The 18,780-nt window shown below is 62.6% G+C and carries 22 protein-coding genes; 4 read left to right on the forward strand and 18 right to left on the reverse strand.

Annotated elements, in window-relative coordinates:
* Positions 1–15 precede the first annotated feature (15 nt).
* The 6 genes from AC3WQA_RS04960 to AC3WQA_RS04985 all read right to left on the reverse strand — a co-directional run bounded on the left by AC3WQA_RS04960 (position 16) and on the right by AC3WQA_RS04985 (position 5,520).
* Positions 16–900 carry a plasmid partitioning protein RepB C-terminal domain-containing protein gene (locus AC3WQA_RS04960; RefSeq protein WP_492673975.1) on the reverse strand — a complete coding sequence of 295 codons (885 nt, stop codon included), beginning with the start codon at positions 898–900 and terminating at the stop codon, positions 16–18.
* A complete protein-coding gene (locus AC3WQA_RS04965; RefSeq protein WP_492673976.1) occupies positions 897–1,796 on the reverse strand; it encodes a plasmid partitioning protein RepB C-terminal domain-containing protein in 900 nt (299 codons plus the stop codon). The genes AC3WQA_RS04960 and AC3WQA_RS04965 overlap by 4 nt, the downstream gene beginning before the upstream one ends.
* Entirely contained in the window at positions 1,793–3,358 is a 1,566-nt protein-coding gene (locus tag AC3WQA_RS04970) for a recombinase family protein (protein WP_492673977.1), read from the reverse strand. The genes AC3WQA_RS04965 and AC3WQA_RS04970 overlap by 4 nt, the downstream gene beginning before the upstream one ends.
* Before the next feature lie 136 nt (positions 3,359–3,494).
* Positions 3,495–3,992: a hypothetical protein gene (locus tag AC3WQA_RS04975; RefSeq protein ID WP_492673978.1), complete on the reverse strand. Its 498-nt coding sequence runs from the start codon at positions 3,990–3,992 to the stop codon at positions 3,495–3,497.
* 74 nt (positions 3,993–4,066) lie between these two features.
* Positions 4,067–4,918 (reverse strand): nucleotidyl transferase AbiEii/AbiGii toxin family protein, encoded by an 852-nt coding sequence (locus AC3WQA_RS04980; RefSeq protein ID WP_492673979.1) that lies wholly within the window; start codon positions 4,916–4,918, stop codon positions 4,067–4,069.
* Entirely contained in the window at positions 4,915–5,520 is a 606-nt protein-coding gene (locus AC3WQA_RS04985) for a type IV toxin-antitoxin system AbiEi family antitoxin domain-containing protein (RefSeq protein ID WP_492673980.1), read from the reverse strand. The genes AC3WQA_RS04980 and AC3WQA_RS04985 overlap by 4 nt, the downstream gene beginning before the upstream one ends.
* A gap of 568 nt (positions 5,521–6,088) precedes the next feature.
* Between AC3WQA_RS04985 and AC3WQA_RS04990 the strand changes: the two genes are divergently transcribed.
* Positions 6,089–6,454 (forward strand): hypothetical protein, encoded by a 366-nt coding sequence (locus AC3WQA_RS04990; RefSeq protein WP_492673981.1) that lies wholly within the window; start codon positions 6,089–6,091, stop codon positions 6,452–6,454.
* 26 nt (positions 6,455–6,480) lie between these two features.
* Here AC3WQA_RS04990 and AC3WQA_RS04995 read toward each other — a convergent pair whose 3' ends face one another.
* The 10 genes from AC3WQA_RS04995 to AC3WQA_RS05040 all read right to left on the reverse strand — a co-directional run bounded on the left by AC3WQA_RS04995 (position 6,481) and on the right by AC3WQA_RS05040 (position 13,748).
* On the reverse strand, positions 6,481–6,933 hold the full coding sequence (locus tag AC3WQA_RS04995) for a site-specific recombinase resolvase (protein WP_492673982.1): 453 nt from the start codon (positions 6,931–6,933) through the stop codon (positions 6,481–6,483).
* On the reverse strand, positions 6,930–8,279 hold the full coding sequence (locus tag AC3WQA_RS05000; protein WP_492673983.1) for a recombinase family protein: 1,350 nt from the start codon (positions 8,277–8,279) through the stop codon (positions 6,930–6,932). The genes AC3WQA_RS04995 and AC3WQA_RS05000 overlap by 4 nt, the downstream gene beginning before the upstream one ends.
* The gene (locus AC3WQA_RS05005) at positions 8,276–8,737 is read right to left on the reverse strand and encodes a DUF2924 domain-containing protein (RefSeq protein WP_492673984.1); all 462 of its coding nucleotides are present in this window, start codon (positions 8,735–8,737) and stop codon (positions 8,276–8,278) included. Before AC3WQA_RS05005 ends, AC3WQA_RS05000 begins: the two co-directional genes overlap by 4 nt.
* 2 nt (positions 8,738–8,739) lie before the next feature.
* Positions 8,740–8,988, reverse strand: coding sequence for a hypothetical protein (locus AC3WQA_RS05010; RefSeq protein ID WP_492673985.1), 249 nt, complete (start codon positions 8,986–8,988; stop codon positions 8,740–8,742).
* Between the two features lie 61 nt (positions 8,989–9,049).
* Positions 9,050–9,484, reverse strand: coding sequence for a hypothetical protein (locus AC3WQA_RS05015; protein ID WP_492673986.1), 435 nt, complete (start codon positions 9,482–9,484; stop codon positions 9,050–9,052).
* 162 nt (positions 9,485–9,646) lie between these two features.
* The gene (locus tag AC3WQA_RS05020) at positions 9,647–10,576 is read right to left on the reverse strand and encodes a hypothetical protein (protein ID WP_492673987.1); all 930 of its coding nucleotides are present in this window, start codon (positions 10,574–10,576) and stop codon (positions 9,647–9,649) included.
* A 23-nt stretch (positions 10,577–10,599) separates the two neighbouring features.
* On the reverse strand, positions 10,600–10,851 hold the full coding sequence (locus tag AC3WQA_RS05025) for a hypothetical protein (RefSeq protein ID WP_492673988.1): 252 nt from the start codon (positions 10,849–10,851) through the stop codon (positions 10,600–10,602).
* Complete coding sequence (locus tag AC3WQA_RS05030) at positions 10,844–12,679, reverse strand: AICE element replication initiation protein (protein WP_492673989.1); 1,836 nt, start codon at positions 12,677–12,679, stop codon at positions 10,844–10,846. The genes AC3WQA_RS05025 and AC3WQA_RS05030 overlap by 8 nt, the downstream gene beginning before the upstream one ends.
* Before the next feature lie 14 nt (positions 12,680–12,693).
* Positions 12,694–12,891 (reverse strand): helix-turn-helix transcriptional regulator, encoded by a 198-nt coding sequence (locus AC3WQA_RS05035; RefSeq protein ID WP_492673990.1) that lies wholly within the window; start codon positions 12,889–12,891, stop codon positions 12,694–12,696.
* 119 nt (positions 12,892–13,010) lie between these two features.
* Entirely contained in the window at positions 13,011–13,748 is a 738-nt protein-coding gene (locus tag AC3WQA_RS05040; protein WP_492673991.1) for a hypothetical protein, read from the reverse strand.
* Between the two features lie 230 nt (positions 13,749–13,978).
* Here AC3WQA_RS05040 and AC3WQA_RS05045 point away from each other — a divergent pair, with 230 nt between their 5' ends.
* Positions 13,979–14,530 (forward strand): hypothetical protein, encoded by a 552-nt coding sequence (locus AC3WQA_RS05045; RefSeq protein WP_492673992.1) that lies wholly within the window; start codon positions 13,979–13,981, stop codon positions 14,528–14,530.
* A gap of 557 nt (positions 14,531–15,087) precedes the next feature.
* On the opposite strand, the gene AC3WQA_RS05050 is transcribed toward AC3WQA_RS05045, so the two are convergent.
* Together AC3WQA_RS05050 and AC3WQA_RS05055 are read right to left on the reverse strand one after the other, a co-directional pair.
* Positions 15,088–15,666 carry a hypothetical protein gene (locus AC3WQA_RS05050; RefSeq protein ID WP_492673993.1) on the reverse strand — a complete coding sequence of 193 codons (579 nt, stop codon included), beginning with the start codon at positions 15,664–15,666 and terminating at the stop codon, positions 15,088–15,090.
* A gap of 11 nt (positions 15,667–15,677) precedes the next feature.
* The gene (locus AC3WQA_RS05055) at positions 15,678–15,881 is read right to left on the reverse strand and encodes a hypothetical protein (protein WP_492673994.1); all 204 of its coding nucleotides are present in this window, start codon (positions 15,879–15,881) and stop codon (positions 15,678–15,680) included.
* 145 nt (positions 15,882–16,026) lie between these two features.
* Here AC3WQA_RS05055 and AC3WQA_RS05060 point away from each other — a divergent pair, with 145 nt between their 5' ends.
* Both AC3WQA_RS05060 and hsdR read left to right on the forward strand, forming a co-directional pair.
* Positions 16,027–16,350, forward strand: coding sequence for an HVO_A0114 family putative DNA-binding protein (locus AC3WQA_RS05060; RefSeq protein ID WP_487968101.1), 324 nt, complete (start codon positions 16,027–16,029; stop codon positions 16,348–16,350).
* A 36-nt stretch (positions 16,351–16,386) separates the two neighbouring features.
* Complete coding sequence (hsdR, locus tag AC3WQA_RS05065) at positions 16,387–18,777, forward strand: EcoAI/FtnUII family type I restriction enzme subunit R (protein WP_492673995.1); 2,391 nt, start codon at positions 16,387–16,389, stop codon at positions 18,775–18,777.
* Positions 18,778–18,780 lie beyond the last annotated feature (3 nt).

Genomic DNA, 18,780 nt, shown 5'->3' on the forward strand with positions numbered 1-18,780 from the left:
GGAGACACGGCGCATTCATTTGCCGTCCAGCGTCACCGTCTGGACGATGTTCTCGAATTCGGCCAGCACGTCGGGCTGGCGCTGGGACAGAAAGCGGAACACTGCCTTGTTGTCGATCAGCTTGCCAAGGTAGCCGCGCGCCAATACGAGCAGCAGTACGTCCTGCCCGTAGGACTTCTCGACCAGCTTCAGTTGCCCTTGCAAGTTTCCCATTTCGCGCTCCATTTTCGCCATCTGATCGGCGGTGACGCCCCGCAATTTCCGTGGTTTGGTTTCGCCGACCAGCAGTGGCGGCGGCGTGGCCGCGAGCAAGGCCTCGGCGTAGGCGACCGTCATGTTGTTGGCAGTGAGCATCAGTTCGATGCACTCGACCTGCCGCGTGGGTTTCATCCTGCGCAGCACCGAACCGAGATTGGCGGCGAAGTGCAGATCCTTCAGCATCTCGACCGCCTCCGGGCAGATGCCGTCGAGCAGATTCACCTTCTTGTGGATCTGGCTGACGTCCACGTTCAGCGCCTTGGCCAGCCGGTCGGGCGTGACGCCGCGCTCGACCGCGCGCCGGAGCATGTGGTGCTCCTGAATGGATGAGATGCGGTTGATCCGGTTGTTGTAGGTGTAGCTTTCGTCGTCGGTGGCGATCAGGCACGGCGCGTCAGCGTAGCCGAGCTGTCGCAGCGCCAGCAACCGCATGTGCCCGTCGAGCAGGACGTGCTGGCCAGTCACCTTGTCGGCCTTGCCTACGCTAAGGGGCTCGATCAGGCCGACCGCCTCCATCGAGGCCATGATCTGCTTGAACTTTCGGGAGGTATGCAAACCATCCGGTGTCTTGCGCGACGGCAGGATGCGATCCAGAGGAAGCGTCAGCGGATCGGGAATGAAGCCCAGCGGCGGCCGACTCATGCCGCGTGGCCTCCGGCCCAGACCCGCTCGGCCAGTTGCTTGGGCAAGGTGTCCAGGCCTTCGGCGCGCAGCAGGTTGGAGAAATGCTCGTCGGCCAGCAACTGACGCAGCGCTTCGATCACGAACAGCAGGCGCTGCTGCGCGAACTCGGCCTTCTTGACCATCAGCTTCTGCCGTTCGACCTCGTGCTGGTAGTTGCGTACGAGGCTGGAGGTGGTGACGGACGCGCCCTTGCGCGCAGGCCGGTGGGCCAGCGTCTTGCCCAGGGCGCTGCGCCGCTGCAGCACACGCCGAGCCTGCATCAGCTGCCCGCCACGCAGTTGGCCGCTTTCGTAGGCATCTTGCAGCGCGGCCTGTACCGATTCTTCGTCACTGGCCCCCGCGATGGTGATGGCGACGTTGAGCGGAACCCTCCCGGACTCGACGGCAGCTAGCAGACGTTCCTCGCCTTTCTCGAACAGGAGCAAGATGCCCTTGATGTAGTCGAGACTCAGGCCGGTCTTCTGGGCGATGACGCGCCTGTCGTAACCCTGTTGGCTCAACTGCTCGATGCTCATCAGCAGTTCCAGCGCGCTGTACTTCCTGCGGGCGATGTTCTCGGTCAAGCTCATGATGAAGGCGTCTTCGTCGTTGACCGTGACGACCAGTGCCGGAATCTCCTTCTCACCGAGCGACTGGAAGGCTTTGAGCCGACCTTCGCCGCAGATCAGCAGGTAGCGTTTCCCATCCTCCAGATCGACGCGCGGAGTGACCGTGACCGGCTTCTTCAAGCCGAGGCTTTTGATGTTGCCGACGATCTCCTCGAACACGCGGCCGTTGCGGTCGCGCGGGTTGAGCACGGCGATCTGATCGACCGGAATCATTTGCAGGTCGGTGGCGTGGTGTGGCTTGGTCATGCGGCCCTCCGGATGCGGCTGCGCTCGGCCATCCCGTAGAGGTAGTCCAGGCTGTCGAAGCGGTAGCTCTCGAATTCGAGGCCGTTGTGATCGGCCAGATGGATGCCCGATTTGCCGAAATCCAACCGAGGCAGCAGGTAGTAGTCGAGCGCGACTTGATTGGTCTCATCGAGCCGGACGGCGACCGTGATGTCCGGTGTGAGGCTGGTGTCGAAGCGCACCTTCCAGCGACGCCGGTCGTCATCCAGCAACTGGCAGCGAGAGAGCACCAGCGAGACGGTGAACTCGCGGTTGACCGTGAGCAGGTCGGTCGCTGGATCGCGCACGACGGCCCCGCCGACCTCGGCGATCATGCGCTCGGTCTGGCCGACGATCTCCGGGTGCAGGCGGCGCAGGAACTGGTTGACCTCCAGATACTGGTAGTCTCGATCCGGTGTGAAACCCACCGTCTGGTAGGCGCGGATCAGGCTGCCGAAGCGGTGCGCGTAGGCCGCCGCCGAGGGCATTCCTTCGGCCTCGTCGATGATCAGGCCGGAGAGGTAGCCGTGCTGCTGGAAGAGACGTCGCAACTTCTCGATCAGTTCCTCGTTGCTGAAGCGGTGCGCACGCTCACGCAGGATGCCCTGGGCGGTGTAGAACAATTCCGGCGGCACGATGCCTTCGAACGCGCCCTCCTTCTTGATCCACATCTCCGGGTTGTTCACCACCCGCGTTTTCTTGAGCTTGAAGGAGCGTCGGTTGTAGACGTTGTTGCCGATGTACTTTTCGTTGGACAGCACCTCGCGAACGGTGGCCCGTGTCCACGCCCGACCGAGATCGGTGACGATGCCTTTGGTGTTGAGCCGGTCGGCTATTTCTGACTCGAACAGGCCGTCCTCGACGAACCAGCGGTAGACCTGGTTGGCGACGGCGACTTCCTCGTCCGGGCCGGGCTGCAAGATCACGCGGTCGGTCTGCAGGCTCTTGTGCTCGCCGCGAGACAGCTGTCCCTTCACCGAGCCGGACTGGTCGATCAGCACACGGCGCAGGCCGTAGCCCGCAGGCCCGCCCTGGCGGAAGCCGAGTTCGATCAGGCGGCACTGGCCCGCGAACACCTTCGCCGACAGTTCGCGGCTGTATTCACCTGCCATCGCTCGCTTGACGCCCTTGACGATGGTGGACACGGGCGACCCGTCGTTCTCGAACTGCTCGGCGCAGTAGGCGACCTGAATCCCGGCGCGGCGGCAGATGTACTCGTAATAGGCGCTCTCGTCTGCGTCCTGGAATCGGCCCCAGCGGCTCACGTCGTAGACGAGGATGATCTGGAAGTCGGTCGTGCCCGCCTGCACGTCGGCGATCAGTTGCTGGAGTGCTTGCCTGCCGTCGATGCGCAGTCCGCTCTTGCCCTCGTCGGCGTAGGTGCGGACGATCTCGATGTTGCGCCGAGCGGCGTACTCGCGGATCTTGTCGCCCTGGTTCTCCGTCGAATACTGCTGGTGCTCGGTCGACATCCGCACGTACTGCGCGGCCCGAAACACCGGGCCCGACCCCGGCGGGTGTGGAGGAGGTTCGATTTCTTGCATAGGCCCGGTCACTCTGTGATTGGTGCTCTCGGGTCCGCCACTCCTTTCAATGAATGCGACGCCACGCCACGGCGGCAGCGCACACGGTCGGAATCGTTGCCATGCAGAACATTCGAGAGCCTGTTTGGGGTCGACGTTACGGGCGGATCGCCAGGGTGTCGATCAAGTCCTCTCTTGACACGTCCATCTTGCACGGACACGACACGCAGACCGGCGTGATCTCGACGATCCACGAATCGCCGTTTTCCCTCGGAAAAGCTGGGTGTCGCGTGATGCGGTACAGGCCGGTCGGCAAGTCGCACACGTCCATCTTTGCAAGATCGACTTCAGCCCCCTGATTCCGCGCGTTTGCATCACGCAGCCGCTGCTGCTCGCGATTGCGCTGCGCGTACTCGGGCTGCTCGTCGCGGTAGTTGCGCCAGTAGTCTTGATTGCGCTGTGACCACGCCTGCTGGGCGGCGCGCTGGTTGACCCGGTAGTCGGGATCGGACTGGAGCTTGGCCCGTTGCCACTGGCGCTTGCGGGCACGCTGGCAGTCGGGCGCTGAACAGTAGGCTTGATCGGGAACTTGCGGGCGGGTTTCGAAAGGTCTGCCGCAGCAGGCACAGTGTTGGGTCATCGTCGTGGTCTCCATGCAAAATCCGCATGGAAGCCGCAACCGACCGTGGCGAAAGGCGCGCCGTGCTTGTCGCGCCTATGGGGCAGCCATCATCGGGCAGCCCGGTGCAACGCTGGTTCCAGGGCCGCCCGCAGTCGAACCACGATGGCGGCCAGGGGTTCGGGGGCGAGTTCGTTCTTCTTGAGGAATGCCTGCCACAGCGCCTGCCGCGACGTGTCGTTTGCGAACTCGTCGGTCATGCCGACCGGCAGTGCCGCGGGCACGGCCATGCCGCGTCGCTCGAAAGTGGCCCTCACCGCTTGCGCCAGCAGATCGATGTCCAGGGATTCGCGCTCCAGCAGCACCGACAGGTCGAGGTAATCCTTCATCCGGCTGTTGGTCATGCCAAGAAGCGCGATAGCGTGGAGCTTTTCCGCGATGACGGTGTAGACGGGATAGGTGCGCAGGCGAGGCGCAGGCAGGTCATCCAGCAACACCGGATAGACCGAGTCCACCGGAGCCGGTGTGACCGCATCGCCGAAGCCGACGTCGATCTGCGTCTTGCATCGCGCCTTGGCCAGCTCGCCACCGATGAGGATGCGCGCCCCGGCGTATCCGGCGTCCTTGCGAATTTCTTCTGCGACGACCGAGGCCGGATCGAACACGATGCCGTCGTCCACGGCGACGCTGGCGATGTCGCGAAAGGTCTGGGCCACGGATTCCAGATCGCTCGCACCGAAGCCCAGCAGGTCGGCATCGCGCGTGGCCCGGTGCGGCATGTCATACCAGAGTGTGAACAGCAGCGCACCCTTGAGCAGAAAGCGATCCGCGTGCTCGGACTGGCTCAGGCGATAGAGGATGCGCTCCAGCGCGAAACGCACCAGCACCTGATTGAAGTCGACGCCTTGCGCCTTGGCGACGTTGAGCAGGCGGGCGCGCACGGAAGCCGCGACGTTGCTCATTCGACGGCCTCCAGGTAGGGGCGCATCACGTTGGCCACGCGGCAGACCTTCGCGTAGCGCCACAGGTCGTCCGCCGTTGCCTTGCGCTTGGCGCGAACGTCCTTCAGCGCCTCCAGCGCCACGTCCAGGCCGACCTTGTTGCGGTGTTTGAAACAGTCCACGACCGTCTTGGCCGCGCCGTACACCCGCAGCTTCACCCCGTCGCGCAGGTGCTCCTCGACGCCCGCCGTGTAGACGTCACCGGTCATCTGAACCATCTTGACCGGCGGATATTCGATCCGGGGCACGTGGCTGCCGCGCGGCATGGCGATCCAGATCTGGCGCGGCAGTTGTGTGGTCAGCTCGTGGAATTGCAGCGCCGTGAGCAGGCAGAACACGGCCTGCGGCACCTTGGTGGCGACGGTCGCGAGACTTTCGAATTCCGATCCCTGCGCATCCGGCAGGCGGTACAGCCCGCGTCCGACCCTTTCCAGAACGCCAGCGGCGGTCAGGCGCGTCAGGACGACCCGGGGCGCATCGATGGCGTCCAGATCGCTGGCGCGCAGCAGCCCCTTCTGGTTGGCCAGATCGAGGACGCGCTGGGTGTGGGTGTCGGCGAGCATGGTGGGAGTATGTTCCGTTTATTCGTCCAATGCAAGATTTCGACGAAAAACAGGAACAGCTCCATGCAGCCGTGTTTGGTTCCCATTTTGGAGATCGAACCGCAGACCGTCACAGCCCGAACCAGCGAGGAAGTGCGTGGGGGCGCTCGTTTTTTCCCCGGACTTCCGCATGATGTACAATTACATCCACGGTATCCCTGCTTCTATAGCAGGGCGGTTTCCTGTAGTGGGGAACTACACCACCATACACAAGGGCTCGGATAGTCTCCGGGCCCTTTTTCTTGCCCGAAATCCCCACGCCGCGCGGGGTTCCGGCTATCAGTGCTGCGGGCGGCCCTCACCCGAAACGCCCGAAATCGGCCACTTTCTCGGCCAGAGCCGTCTCTATTCTCCGTTTGGCCTGCGGGTATGCGCAGATCGTGGTCTAGCAAAATCAACCACTTACGCGCACAGGTTCACCGTCAACCAAGACCACCGGTCAAGCATCAAACCCCGTCGCGACCTCCCACTGGGTAGCCCATTCGGTCCGCTGCGGGCAAGCAGGACCCTTGCAGCGAAAATGTCGACGATGACCAACCAGAAGAAAATTGCCGCCGATCTGCAGTCTGCGCTGTCTGGGCAGGGCCCACTGAGCATCGACCTGTACGTTGAAGTTCTGGCCGACTATGAGGACGAGCTCAAGGCCTCGCTAAACAAGGATGCCGATGACGCCCTGCTGTGCATGCTGGCCGACGACGGTGACGTGGCGATGATGGTCATCGACTGGGACGGCAGCATCTACCGGAATGAAAACGCGTTGAAGAAACTGCAAGCCATGTGGCAGCACAGCTTTGAAACCAATGTGCAGACCCTTGTGCCGATCCTCAGCACCCACATCACCCAGAAAAACCTAGGGGTGGCGGGTATCAAGTGGTTACCTGCATCCACCGATTGAAGCGGGTTGAAGGACGACGGCCCTCGTTACGCATCGAACGCCGTGACCACCTCACGCTGCGCCACCCAGTCAGTCGGCAGCGGGTTCCGCTGGAACCACAGCAGGCTCATGCATCGGGGCTGCTGACCGGCCAGGATGCGCTGGATGATGGCGGGCTCCAGCAAGGTCAGACGCAGCAGTTCGTTGACCGTCGAGTGGTGCAGGCCTTCCCGTTGGGCGATTTCGCTGCCGCTGCCAACCACCTCATCGTCGATCAGTTGCTGCCAGTAGAAGGCCCGCGTCAGGGCCACCAGCAAGGGCTGGTCGTGTTGCGTGGCCACCTTGCCCGGTGCCTCGACTTGACCGTCGGGCCGCACGACCACCTTGCTGGCACCGCGCTTCCTGATCTTCAGGGGAATGAAGGTGGACAGCTTGACCTGTCCGCCATCCCGGCATTCGCGGGCGATGGGGCCGCCCAAAGCCTGCACTTTCGGCTTCATGCCTCCACCTCCTGCTGCTCCCATTCCTGCAATTCCGCGCCAATGGTGCCTGGCAGCAACTCACTGGCCAGTTCCTGCCAGCCCTGATCGCGCCAGATGATTTCCAGCCCGCCATCGGCAATCACCGCACGCTCGATCAGCAACTGCGCCAGTCGGCATTGTTCGGCGGGGAAAAGCTGCGGCCACAGGCTGGCGAGATTGCGCATCGGCAGCACCACTTGGGGTTCGGTCAGATCAGGCCGAATCTGCTGCATCCGGTCCCACACCGATTGCACGACGCGCGGAGCCGACAGCGCCGCCACGATCTGCTGGATGACCAACTCCTCGATGGGCGCTGCTGGTAGAGGGCCGTGCTGGCTGGCCCACGCCCCAAAGCGCCGATGCTTGATCGGCGTGTAGTAGCGGTAGGTCTTGCCCTTCTTGACTGTGTAACTCGGCACAAGCCGTTCGCCATCGGGCGTGAACAGCAGGCCGCGCAGTAACACCGGCTCACTCTGGCGGTCGCTCGTCTCGCGCCGCCGTTCGATGCCATCGGTTGCAATCAGTGCGTGCACCGCATCCCACTGTGCCTGGGTGATGATGGCCTGATGCTGGCCCGGGAAACTCTGCCCCTTGTGGACGATCTCGCCCAGGTACATCCGGTTGTGCAGCATTTTGTAGATGGTCTGCTTGGTGAAGGGCTTGCCGCCCTTGGTGACCACGCCTTCCGCACCATAGGCCTTGACCATCAGCGTGGCCGAGCGAACGGTCACGAAGTCGTCGAAGATGCGGCGCACCAGCGTGGCTTCCGTTTCATTCACCATCAGTAGCCGATCCCGAACGTCGTACCCCAGCGGCAGCGGCCCGCCCATCCACATTCCCTTGGCCTTGCTGGCAGCGATTTTGTCCCGGATGCGCTCGCCGGTCACTTCGCGTTCGAACTGCGCAAACGACAACAACACGTTGAGCATCAGCCTGCCCATCGACGTGGCCGAGTTGATCTGCTGTGTGACGGCGCTGAAGCTGACGCGGTGGCGGTCGAACACATCCACCATTCGCGCAAAATCGGCCAACGAGCGCGACAGTCGGTCGATTTTGTAAACCACCACGATGTCGACCTTGCCCATCTGGATGTCCGACATCAGGCGGCGCAAGGCAGGCCGTTCCATGTTGCCGCCGGAGAAACCGCCATCCTCGTAGTCATCGGCCACCGCGATCCAGCCCTCGTGGCTTTGGCTCTTGATGAAGGCTAGCCCGGCTTCCTTCTGGGCATCGATGGAATTGAAGGACTGGTCCAAGCGTTCGTCGCTGGAGACGCGGCAGTACACCGCACAGCGCTTGGGTGGCACGAGCAGCGGCGCGTTCATTGTTGAGCCCCCTTGCCATCACGCAGGCCAAAGAACTTCGGCCCGTTCCACTGCGTGCCAGTGATGTGGCGCGCCGCCGCCGACAGGCTCTTGAACACCTGCCCGTTGAGCTCGTAAAGCCCATCGGGCGTGACGGTGACGCGGTGCTGGCGCTCATCCCATTCGCGGATCAGCGTGGTCCCGGGCATCAGCAGGGTTTGCGTGCTGCGTCCAGTGGCAGTTTTGATCCTGGAATGCTTGGCCCCGGCCTCCACCAGCATCTTGCGGATGTTGGTGGGCAGCGCGCCGTAGGCCAGCTCCTGGATGCGGTAGGCCAGACGCGATTCGACGTAATTGCGGTTGCGGTGGCTGGGCCGCTTTGGGAAATGCTGATCCCACAGCGCCCAGAGCTCTACCATCGGCAGGGAGGGCAACGCGGCCAACTGGGCTGAGATGGTGTGTTGCTGTTCGGCAGCCATCCTCAGTCCTCCCAGATGGCGGTGCCGCCCAGGGTGATCCACAGCCGTGCATCGTCAGCGGTGGCCATTTCGCGCGTGGCCAAACCGCTAGCGCGGTGGGTGCCGGATTTGCCGGTGAACCAATACGTGCGCTCGTCGTGCTGCACGCGGTAGGGGCCGAGGTGATCGAAATCGGCGTCGATGGTCATCACGCCGCGCGGGCGCTGGTTGGTGTCGGTGACCTGCACGCGCAGGGTTGGGTGGGTGCTCATTGATTTCTCCGAGAGGGGTTTGCGGACCTCCATGAACGCGCTGTGGCGACCAGAAGCCAAGTCAAACCAGTCTCTGATTGGCAGCATCTGTCGCGCCTTCGTCACGCTCGCCGAGCAAGGTCTGTGGTTTGCCGGTGCGCTGATCCGTGATGCCCAGGATGTAGACCTGACCATCCCACACGCCGCAGGCCACATCGGTGTCGTTGGCATCGATGGGCAGCAACCAGCCGGTCATGCCTTCGGGCAGGTTCAGCAGGTCTTGGGGCTGGCGAATGGGCCAGCGCAGTTCTTCCTGGTATTGATCGACAAACGCCAAGACCTCGGGTGGCGTGTCGGGGAAGTTCTGCTGGCTGATGATTGGAATCCAGGCCAGAAGCTGGCCGCTATTGAGCCAACCCAACACACGCTGCTCGACCTCCGGGTTGCACTGGGGCAGCCGCTGGCTGGTGATGGGGGCGGCGCTGCCGCTGGTTGTGATGTTTGTCGTGGTGGTCATCGCATTTCCTTGAGGGTGGTAACCCGGCGCGGTGCCGGGCGGTAACCGGGGGGGTAACTGGTAACCCTGTTTCGGGGGCTGTCGGTAGCGGGGCAGCGCGCTTGCGCCCCCCGTATGGCGAATGGGCGGGGAAGGACCCAATTCGCCTGTGGGGCCGATGTCTCAGGTCTGGATCGTGACCACGGTGGAACCGCCGAAGGGGGACTCCGGCGGACGCTTGCGCGGCGGGTTCGGGTCGGGTGCGTAGATCTGTCGGTCGTCGCTGGCACCACCAGGGTGATACACACGCAGCATCCCTGCAGGAATTCCGGCCTCGCGCAGCCGCTGCGAGATCCGGTGCGACAGCGCATCGTCACCGCGACGGAACTGGCGATTCAGGTCCACCAGATCGTCATAGGCGACGCCCTCGATCAGGTTGGGCAGCAAATCATCATCGTTGGCCTTGCCGATCAAGGTCATCTCGTAGCCGCTGCGGCGGTCGCCCTGCACGCTGTAGTGCGTCAAGCGAAAGGCGCTCTTCAGGCTCGACTCGACTGTGCTCATCTCCCGCCAAGCCTGCACGAAGGCCTTTGCGGCTGCCAGCATTCGCTGCGCGCTGGGCTGGAACAGCCGTTTCATCTCCTCAAAGATGAAGCCCTCGTCCACATCGCGCGCCATTTCGGCTGCCAGCTCGGTGATGTACTGCTCCAGGGCTTTGACCCGTGCCGGTGCCTCCAGCGCCTGTTGGGTGGCCGCGTGTCGCGCCGCCTGTTCGGCCTCAAGGTCTTGCGCGTGGTCGCGGTCGAATCGCGCCAAGGCTTCTACGTCGCCCATCGCCGCCAGCACGTCACGGCGAACCGACCAGGTCAGTTCCGGTTCGGGTTTCGGGTCCCAGCCATTGACGACACGGCGCGCGGCGACCAAGGCATCGATGGCGCGCTGGTATTGCTGATTGCGGGTCTGCAATTGCTGCAGCATTCCAGCCAGAGCCTCCAGGTCGCAGATTTCATCGGCGGACTGGCCCGTAGGTGCCGGAGCAGGTGGCTCGGTGGTTGCCACGGATGGCTTGGCGGACTTCTTGATGGCGGTTTTGAGTTGAGGGATAAGATTCATGATGGCTCCAAAGGGTTGCGGTTTCAGGCTTGCAGGGCGGACGGGTAACGCGGGTCACCCGGACGAACGGTGGCGCTGATCCACAGATGTGGACCGAGCTTTTTCTTGACGGCGACGGGCGCACCGGGGCGCGGTGTGACGGCGTTGATGACCTGCCAGCCATCCGCATCAGGTGAATGGACCGAGGCGACGTCCGGTTCTGGCGGCGGCGCTGGCGAAGTGGCCCGAAGACCAAGGGCTTTCGCCCAGATGGGATGCAAGTTGGAATTACTCACGGTGAGCTCCATATCGAGTGCCACCCTCAATGCCGGGTGGCGTGGCAGGATGGGTTTGGGTGCGGATCTGGGCGATGCGCCAGCGCGCCCCCTCGCGGCTGTGGCCGAGATGCGTGATGTCGATGCCCTTGGCGCGGTAGGCCGGGGCGATGCGGCGCAACTGATCCGACAGGCCCTTGGGTGAGCGAGGCCAACTGCTGCGATCCGGAATGCTGTGGGTGTTCAGCAGGTCGTAGAGCTGACCAGCGGTGCCTTGCCAGTTGATGGGCAGCACGCGCTCGGCGATGTACTTGTCGAGGGCTTGCGCGACGGCATTGCTCTCCAGCGCCCGGTCGATGCCCGCACGCACGAGCTCAGCGTATTGCTGCTGGAATTCACCCGGGGCAAAGCCGAGGGCGCGGGCCACCGCCTCGCCCAGACGCTCGTAATCGGCCATGCGCTGCTTCTGGGTGAGCTTGACCGTGGGCAGGATGGACAGGGCCGCCGAGAACAGATCGAGCAGCCCGGCAAACACTGTGGCTTGATCACGTTCCCAGCCCGAATGTGTGTCGGCATCGTCGCGCCGGGCTTCGGCGGCAATGGTCGGCAGATCGATGTGAATCACCCGGTCGATCAGGTCCGGCCGCGTAGCGACCACGGCAATGCCGTTGAGCACCACCGGGCGCTTGGTTTCCATCACGTGCTCTTCGCCGTTGGTGTAGAGCTGGCGCGAGGCAAAGCCGCCGCCGGTGGCCAGGGTACAAAAGGCGTCCTGCTGCTCGGGCGTGAGGCCGGAGAGGTTCTCGTAGCTGACCAGCCAGTTGTTGGCGGCGGCGACGAAAACGTCTTCCACCGTTTTGGGGCGGCCACGCAGCATCACCTTGTTGGGGTCGACCAGACTGCGCAGCACAGACTGCGTGGTGGATTTGGCCGAGCCTTGTTCACCCACCAGCTCCAGTACCGGGAAAGGCGTGTCCGGACGGAAGCAGTCGAGCAACCACGCCAGCACCATCACGCGGCTGTGTGCCGGGATGTTGGTGTGCTGCCAAAGCAAGCCGACATCCCCATGAACAACCGGCATCGGCAGCGGGCGCATCGAGGGTGTGCGGGTGAAGTACACCGGCGACTCGTTGACCACGCGCCAGCCCTGCGGGGTGACGTGAATGGCCTGCCACTGCTCATCGGCCAGATCGATCAGGTAGCCATCGTCACAGCGGGCAGCGCGGACGTGGACTTCGATCTCCTCGCCATCGTTGATGCCTGCGGCGGCGAGCGTCGCCAGCGCCGACTTCATCGTGGTCTCTGGCACGCCCATTTCCTTGGCACGCCAGTAGGCGGCGCGCAGCCAGTCCTCAAAGCCGGAGGAATACACGCGCCAGACTTCGCGCCGATTGGGCATCGGGATGACGGCCACCGCGTTGCGATCGGCGTCGTGGTGCAACTGGCATTGCGCCCTGGCCAGGGCGACCAGTTCATCTAGCGCGCTGGCGTCGTCATCACTGGCAGGCAGTTCGGCGCGCACCAACTTATCGAGCACCGTCACCGAACAACCGTGATTGGCTTTCTTGGCGGCGTGGCGCAGGCGAAGGTAGGTGGGCAGGTCCGTGGCCTTGAGGATCGAGAAGGCACGCACCACGTCGTCTTCGGCCAGCACGCCCACGTCATCCACCAGACGGACCAGCGCCGCCTCGATCACCGCGATGGGATCGGCATCCGGCGTGGGGCTGGGTTCGCCACTGACGTCATCAACGACCACCGCCTCGCCAGCCACCTCGACCGTGTGATGGTCGTGATGGTGGTGACGGTCGTTGTCTACTGCTCCGTCCGGAGAAGGGATGGCCGCGCTCATCGTCACCGCCCGAATCAGCGCGAGCGTTCGATGAGATGGCGAATGTCCTCAGCGCGCCAGACCGTGGTCTTGCTGCCGAGCTTGATACCCTGGGGGAATTTGCCTTCCCGGATACCCGCCCACCAAGCCGAGCGGCTGATGGGGATCAGGGACAGAATCTGCGGCAACCGTACAAAGCCGGTTTCGGGCAGGGCGGGACGAGGTTGGTTCATGGTGAGCATCCGTGGTCGTTTCGGGATGCTCTGTATTGAATACCTCAAGAATCGGCATTCACAGACACGGTGCGCGCACGATGATCACGCTGCGCGCAGCGTGAAGGTTTGCAGGTCGACTACTTGGACGGTAGGTCTTTCGGAATGCCTGCGATCCAATTCTTGATCGTGCCCGGTGCTTTGCACACCTGCGCGCCGATGATGCGGTAGGCCTCTTCCTTGGTGCGGTAGGTATTCGAGGCAAACAGTTCCAGGGCTTTTTTCTTGGCAGCCCGGTTGCTGGCATGACGAGCATCAGCCGCCTGCCTGCCAGCTTGGCTTTGCGCCTTGCGGACTTCGTCGTCAGCAATGGGTTCTGGCGTGATCCCCGCCTTCCACGCCTCTTCAATGATCTGCTCAGTCGTTGGTGATTCCGGCAGCAAATCGGCCAGCACCAAGGACTCCAATGATTCCATCAGCGCATCGACCGCAGCCCTGATGATGATCCCTGGCGGGGTATCTGTCGTGGCCTCAATCACCACGCCCAACTTGTAGAGCGCCAAGAGCCGGAGGTAATCGCGATCCGTTGCAGTGGCTAACCTAAGGTAGGGCCATTCGGCTTGATTGGTGACTTCGATGAACCAGTCCAAGTCGCGCTGTTCATCCCGGTTGACCAACGCACCACCATATTTGACCTGTGCCAATGCCACTGCATCGGTGATGGCGGCGTCCACGCCGGACAACATCTGCTGCAACTGCTCGGCGCTGAAACGCTGCAAATCTTCTCGCGCGCAGGCGGCAATGCGTACCGCGTTCGGCAACTCCAGCAGTTGTTCGAGCGGTGTGGTCAGGGCCAGGGTGAGTAGATGCGGATTCATTACCCATCAGTCTACCGAGGGTGGTCCAGCGCAGTCCACGTTCATCCGTGCTGGTTCCGCATCGCTCAGTACGAACCGTCACTGTGCGCCCTGTGTGATGATCCTGCAGAGGGTAGATCTGCGCTTTCTTCGGTGTAAACAATAGGTGGTGATCGTCACAACCATCACCAACGTCACACCGGGCGAGCAACCCAGTCTGCCGTCTCAATATCCACAGTCAGGGGCAAGCAATGAGCAGAGATCAGCACAACATCTTTACTGAGCCACCAGACGAACTCGGGGAGTCCGATTTCCATTTTGGGACGTTCGCGGTCGGCGCGGGAGGCATGAATGAATTCGAAGTGGCCCGTGCATTTGCCGATGCAGCCGACCGGCTTCTGGCTACTGCGGCCGAGCGGCGCGAATCATGGGAGGCCGCTTATCCGATCCTGTTTTGCTATCGGCACGCCCTTGAGTTGTATCTGAAGGCGCTCATGCCCAATGAAAGGCACGGTCACAGGCTCTGTGATCTGGCGAAGTCCTTGAAGCCACATATCGAGAGCAGATATCCGGCAGATCAGGTTGGTTGGCTTCTTGATCGGATCGCAGAATTCGACCGGCTTGACCCGAAATCCACGGTGTTTCGCTACCCCGACGGCGCACATTCATCCTACAAGGCAGGTGCAGAGCCAGACCCGGAGACCTGGGTTGATTTCAAACGTTTGCAGCGGTCAGCTCAAAAGATGTTCCAAGGATTCGAGCGTATTAGGCTTCATCAACTGGACACGAGCCCGCGTCAGTAGCCAGCCTGGCCGTGATGGTTGTGACGGTGGTGACGGTCCCCGCCTGTTGTTATGGTCGGCGCACGCATCCATACCCCAGGCAAAAGGGGTCCTTCCTGGCGAGAGTCCAATACGGGGGGCGCGAGCGCAGCATTGCGCCACCGTCTGACCAGAAAACAAGGTTTGCAGGGTTTGCGGTTCGCACTCGGCGGCGCGGGTCGATGGGCTGAATTCCGCGTCTGCGCGGGCGTGTGCTGGAAGTTGGGGAATGGCGAAGGTGCGAACCTTGGTGCGTACCGGGTTTGCAGGTTTGCACCCGACCTCACGAAAACGGCCAGGGACGAAAACTCAATGCTGGCGCGGGGTTGCGGCCGATTCGCCGCCTGGATTGCAGAAATCGGCCCACAACCGAACCAGATTCGGTGAACGTGGAAAAGTCAGTACTGGCGGGGGCGTGCGCCCCTTGATGGTCAAAAACCGGGCAAAACGGTGAGCGTGCGCAGAAGCGCGATGATCACCGTCTGACGCATCGGACACTTCTCTACGAAACTCTCTATACGCGTGCGCGTGTGCGCGCCTCACGGGAAGTTACGACAACCTGTGTCCGATGCGTCAGACGGGCCTGGGTATCGGCAATGGCCTCCAGAAACTGGACACCCTTGGCGACAGATCACACCACCCTGTACACCCGTTCGCCGGTGTCGTTGTGAGCCAGCACCACGTTCAGGCCGAGTTTCTTGCGCAGCATCCCGGAAATCGCCCCACGCACGGTGTGCGGCTGCCAGCCAGTCGCCAGCATCAGTTGCAGGCTGGTCGCACCCTGCGGTGCGGCGCAGCGCCACGACTATCGCGGCGAGTTTGGTGCCAGGGCGCACAGGGATGCCCTCCAGAAGTTGGAGATCACCGATGGTGTCCACGGACTGGACGTCATCCGGCCGAACCGGCCTTTCCTGGCCGATGGCCGCGTAGCCCGCGTCGGTCAGCAGGTGGCCGTCTTCGGCAGGTTCGATCCAGCCACGTTGCAGCAACGCGGTCAGCACCTTGACCCGTGCGCCGCCGCGCAGGGTGTCTGGCGGAATTACGCGCCCATCAGCGCGACGAGCAGCGGTGCGCAGCAGCAGGCTTTGAGACGGGGCGAGTTTGGGCAGTGTGTCCATGACCGCATCCCTCACTTGGCCTGGCTGTCGAAGATTGCCAGCAGGTCATCCAGCGCCTGATCTACCCGCCCGAGGTCACCCACTTGGCCCCAGTGGATGGTGGCCGGGTCGTGACCGAAGTGGTCGTCGGCCAGTTGCCGCAGCCGGGTCAATTTGTTGTGGATGGCTGCGGCGCGGGCGAGATAGGTGTCGAGGGCGGTGGTTTTGGTGTTCATCGCGGGGCTCCTTGGTTGATTGATGACGCCACCATTCACGCGCTGAACGATCAAGAAGCCAAGCCTTTGTTCATCAAAATCTGGCTGCAGTTGTGCCACATTGATAAGATGAGGGTCTTATGCCATGCCGATCAGGACATCCGATATGAAGCGCTGTGTTGTCGGTATTCGTCGCCCTGGTGAATCGCAGGGGGCAGTTGCTCAAAAAGATGTCCCGACTGTCTGGTTTCCATCGATGGCCACCATGGCTGCGGTGCTGTCGGAGGACAACCAATCCCTGCTGCGTCTCATTCGTGACAAGCGGCCCAAGTCGTTGACCGAGTTGGCGGAGCTCACCGGGCGCCAGGTACCGAATCTGTCGCGCACGTTGCGGATGATGGAAAGCTATGGCTTGGTGGCACTGAAGAAGAACGTACGTGAAATCGAGCCGATGGCGCTGGCGACAAGTTTCAAGATCCTGATTGATTGAGGGGCGAAGATGAAAGGGGAGGCAATGCAAGATGGCGTGATCACCGAAGCGGATACCTGCCGCGAATTCGTCACCCCCCGATTGGTGGAGGCAGGCTGGGGAGCGGCCCCGCATTCCATTGGCGAGCAGCGCACTTTTACCAACGGTCGCATCATCGTGGCCGGGGGCAAGGTGCGGCGCGGTAAACAGAAGCGGGCCGATTACTTGCTGTACCACCGGCGTGACTATCCCCTGGCTGTGGTGGAGGCCAAGGAGATTGGTCTCCCCGCTGAAACCGGTGTGCAGCAGGCTCGTGAGTACGCCGAGATCCTCGGCCTCAAGTTTGCCTACGCCACCAACGGCCACCGCATCATCGAGATCGACTACACCACCGGCACCGAGCGCGAGGTGGATCGCTATGCCACGCCCGATGAACTGTTTGCCCGCCTCTCAGCCGCCAGCCATCTGCCCCAAGACGCCGCTGCGCATGTGCTGGAGCCGTTCAATCTGATCTCCGGCAAGGTGCCGCGCTATTACCAGCAGATCGCCATCAATCGGGTGATCGAAGCGATCTTGCTCGGGCAGAAACGCATCCTGGCCACCCTGGCCACTGGCACCGGTAAGACCTGCGTCGCTTTCCAGATCTGCTGGAAGTTGTGGAACAGCCGCTGGAACCGGACTGGGGAGTACCGCCGCCCCAAGATCCTGTTTCTGGCTGATCGCAACATTCTGGTGGACGACCCGATGGCCAAGATGTTCGCACCCTTTGGGGACGCTCGGCACAAGATCGCTGGCGGCGACACCAGCCAAAGCCGGGATATGTATTTCGGCATCTACCAGGCGCTGACCACCGCCAGCGCAGATGTGTTCCGTCAGTACCGTCCCGACTTTTTCGACCTCATCATCATCGATGAATGTCATCGGGGCTCCAGCCGTGACGAAAGTGCCTGGCGCGCGGTGCTCGACTATTTCGAGCCCGCAGTCCAGTTCGGCATGACGGCCACGCCGCTGCGCGAAGAGTCTCGCGACAGCTACGAATACTTCGGCAACCCGGTCTACACCTACAGCCTGCGCCAAGGCATCGAAGATGGTTTCCTGGCCCCATACCGCGTGCATCGCGTGATCACAACGGTCGATGCTGCAGGCTGGCGGCCCAGCAAGGATGAGTTGGACCGTTATGGTCGCGAAGTGCCCGACGACGAGTATCAGACCAAGGATTTCGAGCGTGTCGTGGCCCTTCGTTCCCGCACAAGGGCGATGGCGAGGCATCTGACCGACCTGCTCAAAGGCACCGACCGCTTCGCCAAAACCCTGATTTTCTGCGTCGACCAGGAACACGCGGCCGAGATGCGCCAGGAGTTGCTCAACCTGAACAGCGATCTCGTCAAGCAGTATCCCGATTACGTCTGCCGTGTGACGGCCGATGAAGGCGCCATCGGCCTGACCCATCTGTCGCATTTTCAAGACGTGGACAAGCCCACGCCTGTCATCCTGACCACTTCTCAGCTTCTGACCACCGGCGTTGATGCCGAGATGGTCAAGAACGTGGTGCTGGCGCGCGTCGTGGGCTCCCGTTCTGAGTTCAAGCAGATCGTCGGCCGTGGAACGCGACTCAAGGTTGATTACGGCAAGGAATACTTCAACATCATCGACTTCACTGGCACGGCCACCAGCCACTTTGCCGATCCGGACTTCGATGGTGATCCTGCTCGCATCGAAGAAGTGACGGTCGACGAATCGGGTGAGGTCGTCGAAACCACCGCAGACGAAGTGCCCGGCGTGGCTGAGCCCGAAGCGGAGTACGTGGTCGAAACGGAACAGGGCGATGACACTGGCGGCAACGGCGAGATCATCACGGAACCACCGGCGGAACCGCGCAAGTTCTACATCGACGGAGGCGAAGTCGAAGTCATCGGCCATTTGGTCTATGACCTGGACACCGATGGCAAAAAGCTGCAGGTGGTGAAGTACACCGACTATTCCGGCCGCGCTGTGCGCACGCTCTACCCGACGCGCGAGGCACTGCAATCGGCCTGGGCCAACCCCGATACCCGGGCGGAAGTGCTGCGCGAGCTGACCGAGCGCGGCATCAGCTTCGCGGAGCTGGCCAGCAGCAGTGAGCAGCCTGACGCAGACCCGTTCGACTTGCTGTGCCATCTGGCCTGGAATGCGCCACTGCTGACCCGCCGCCAGCGTGCTGAAGCCGCCAAGCGCAAGACGCAAGATCTGTTCGCCCAGCACGGTGAGACAGCCCGCGAAATCCTCACGCTGCTCCTCGACCGTTACATCGAGCGCGGCATCCTGCAATTCAATGCGCTGTCCGAGCTGATGAAGGTCCAGCCCTTCGACCGCTACGGCAGTCCTTCCGAGATCGCCACCCGTCACTTCGGCGGTGTGCGCGGCATGAAGGACGCTGTCTCCCGGCTGCAGACCGCGCTATACCATTAACGA

The organism is Rhodanobacter sp. FW106-PBR-R2A-2-24, from assembly GCF_058789615.1.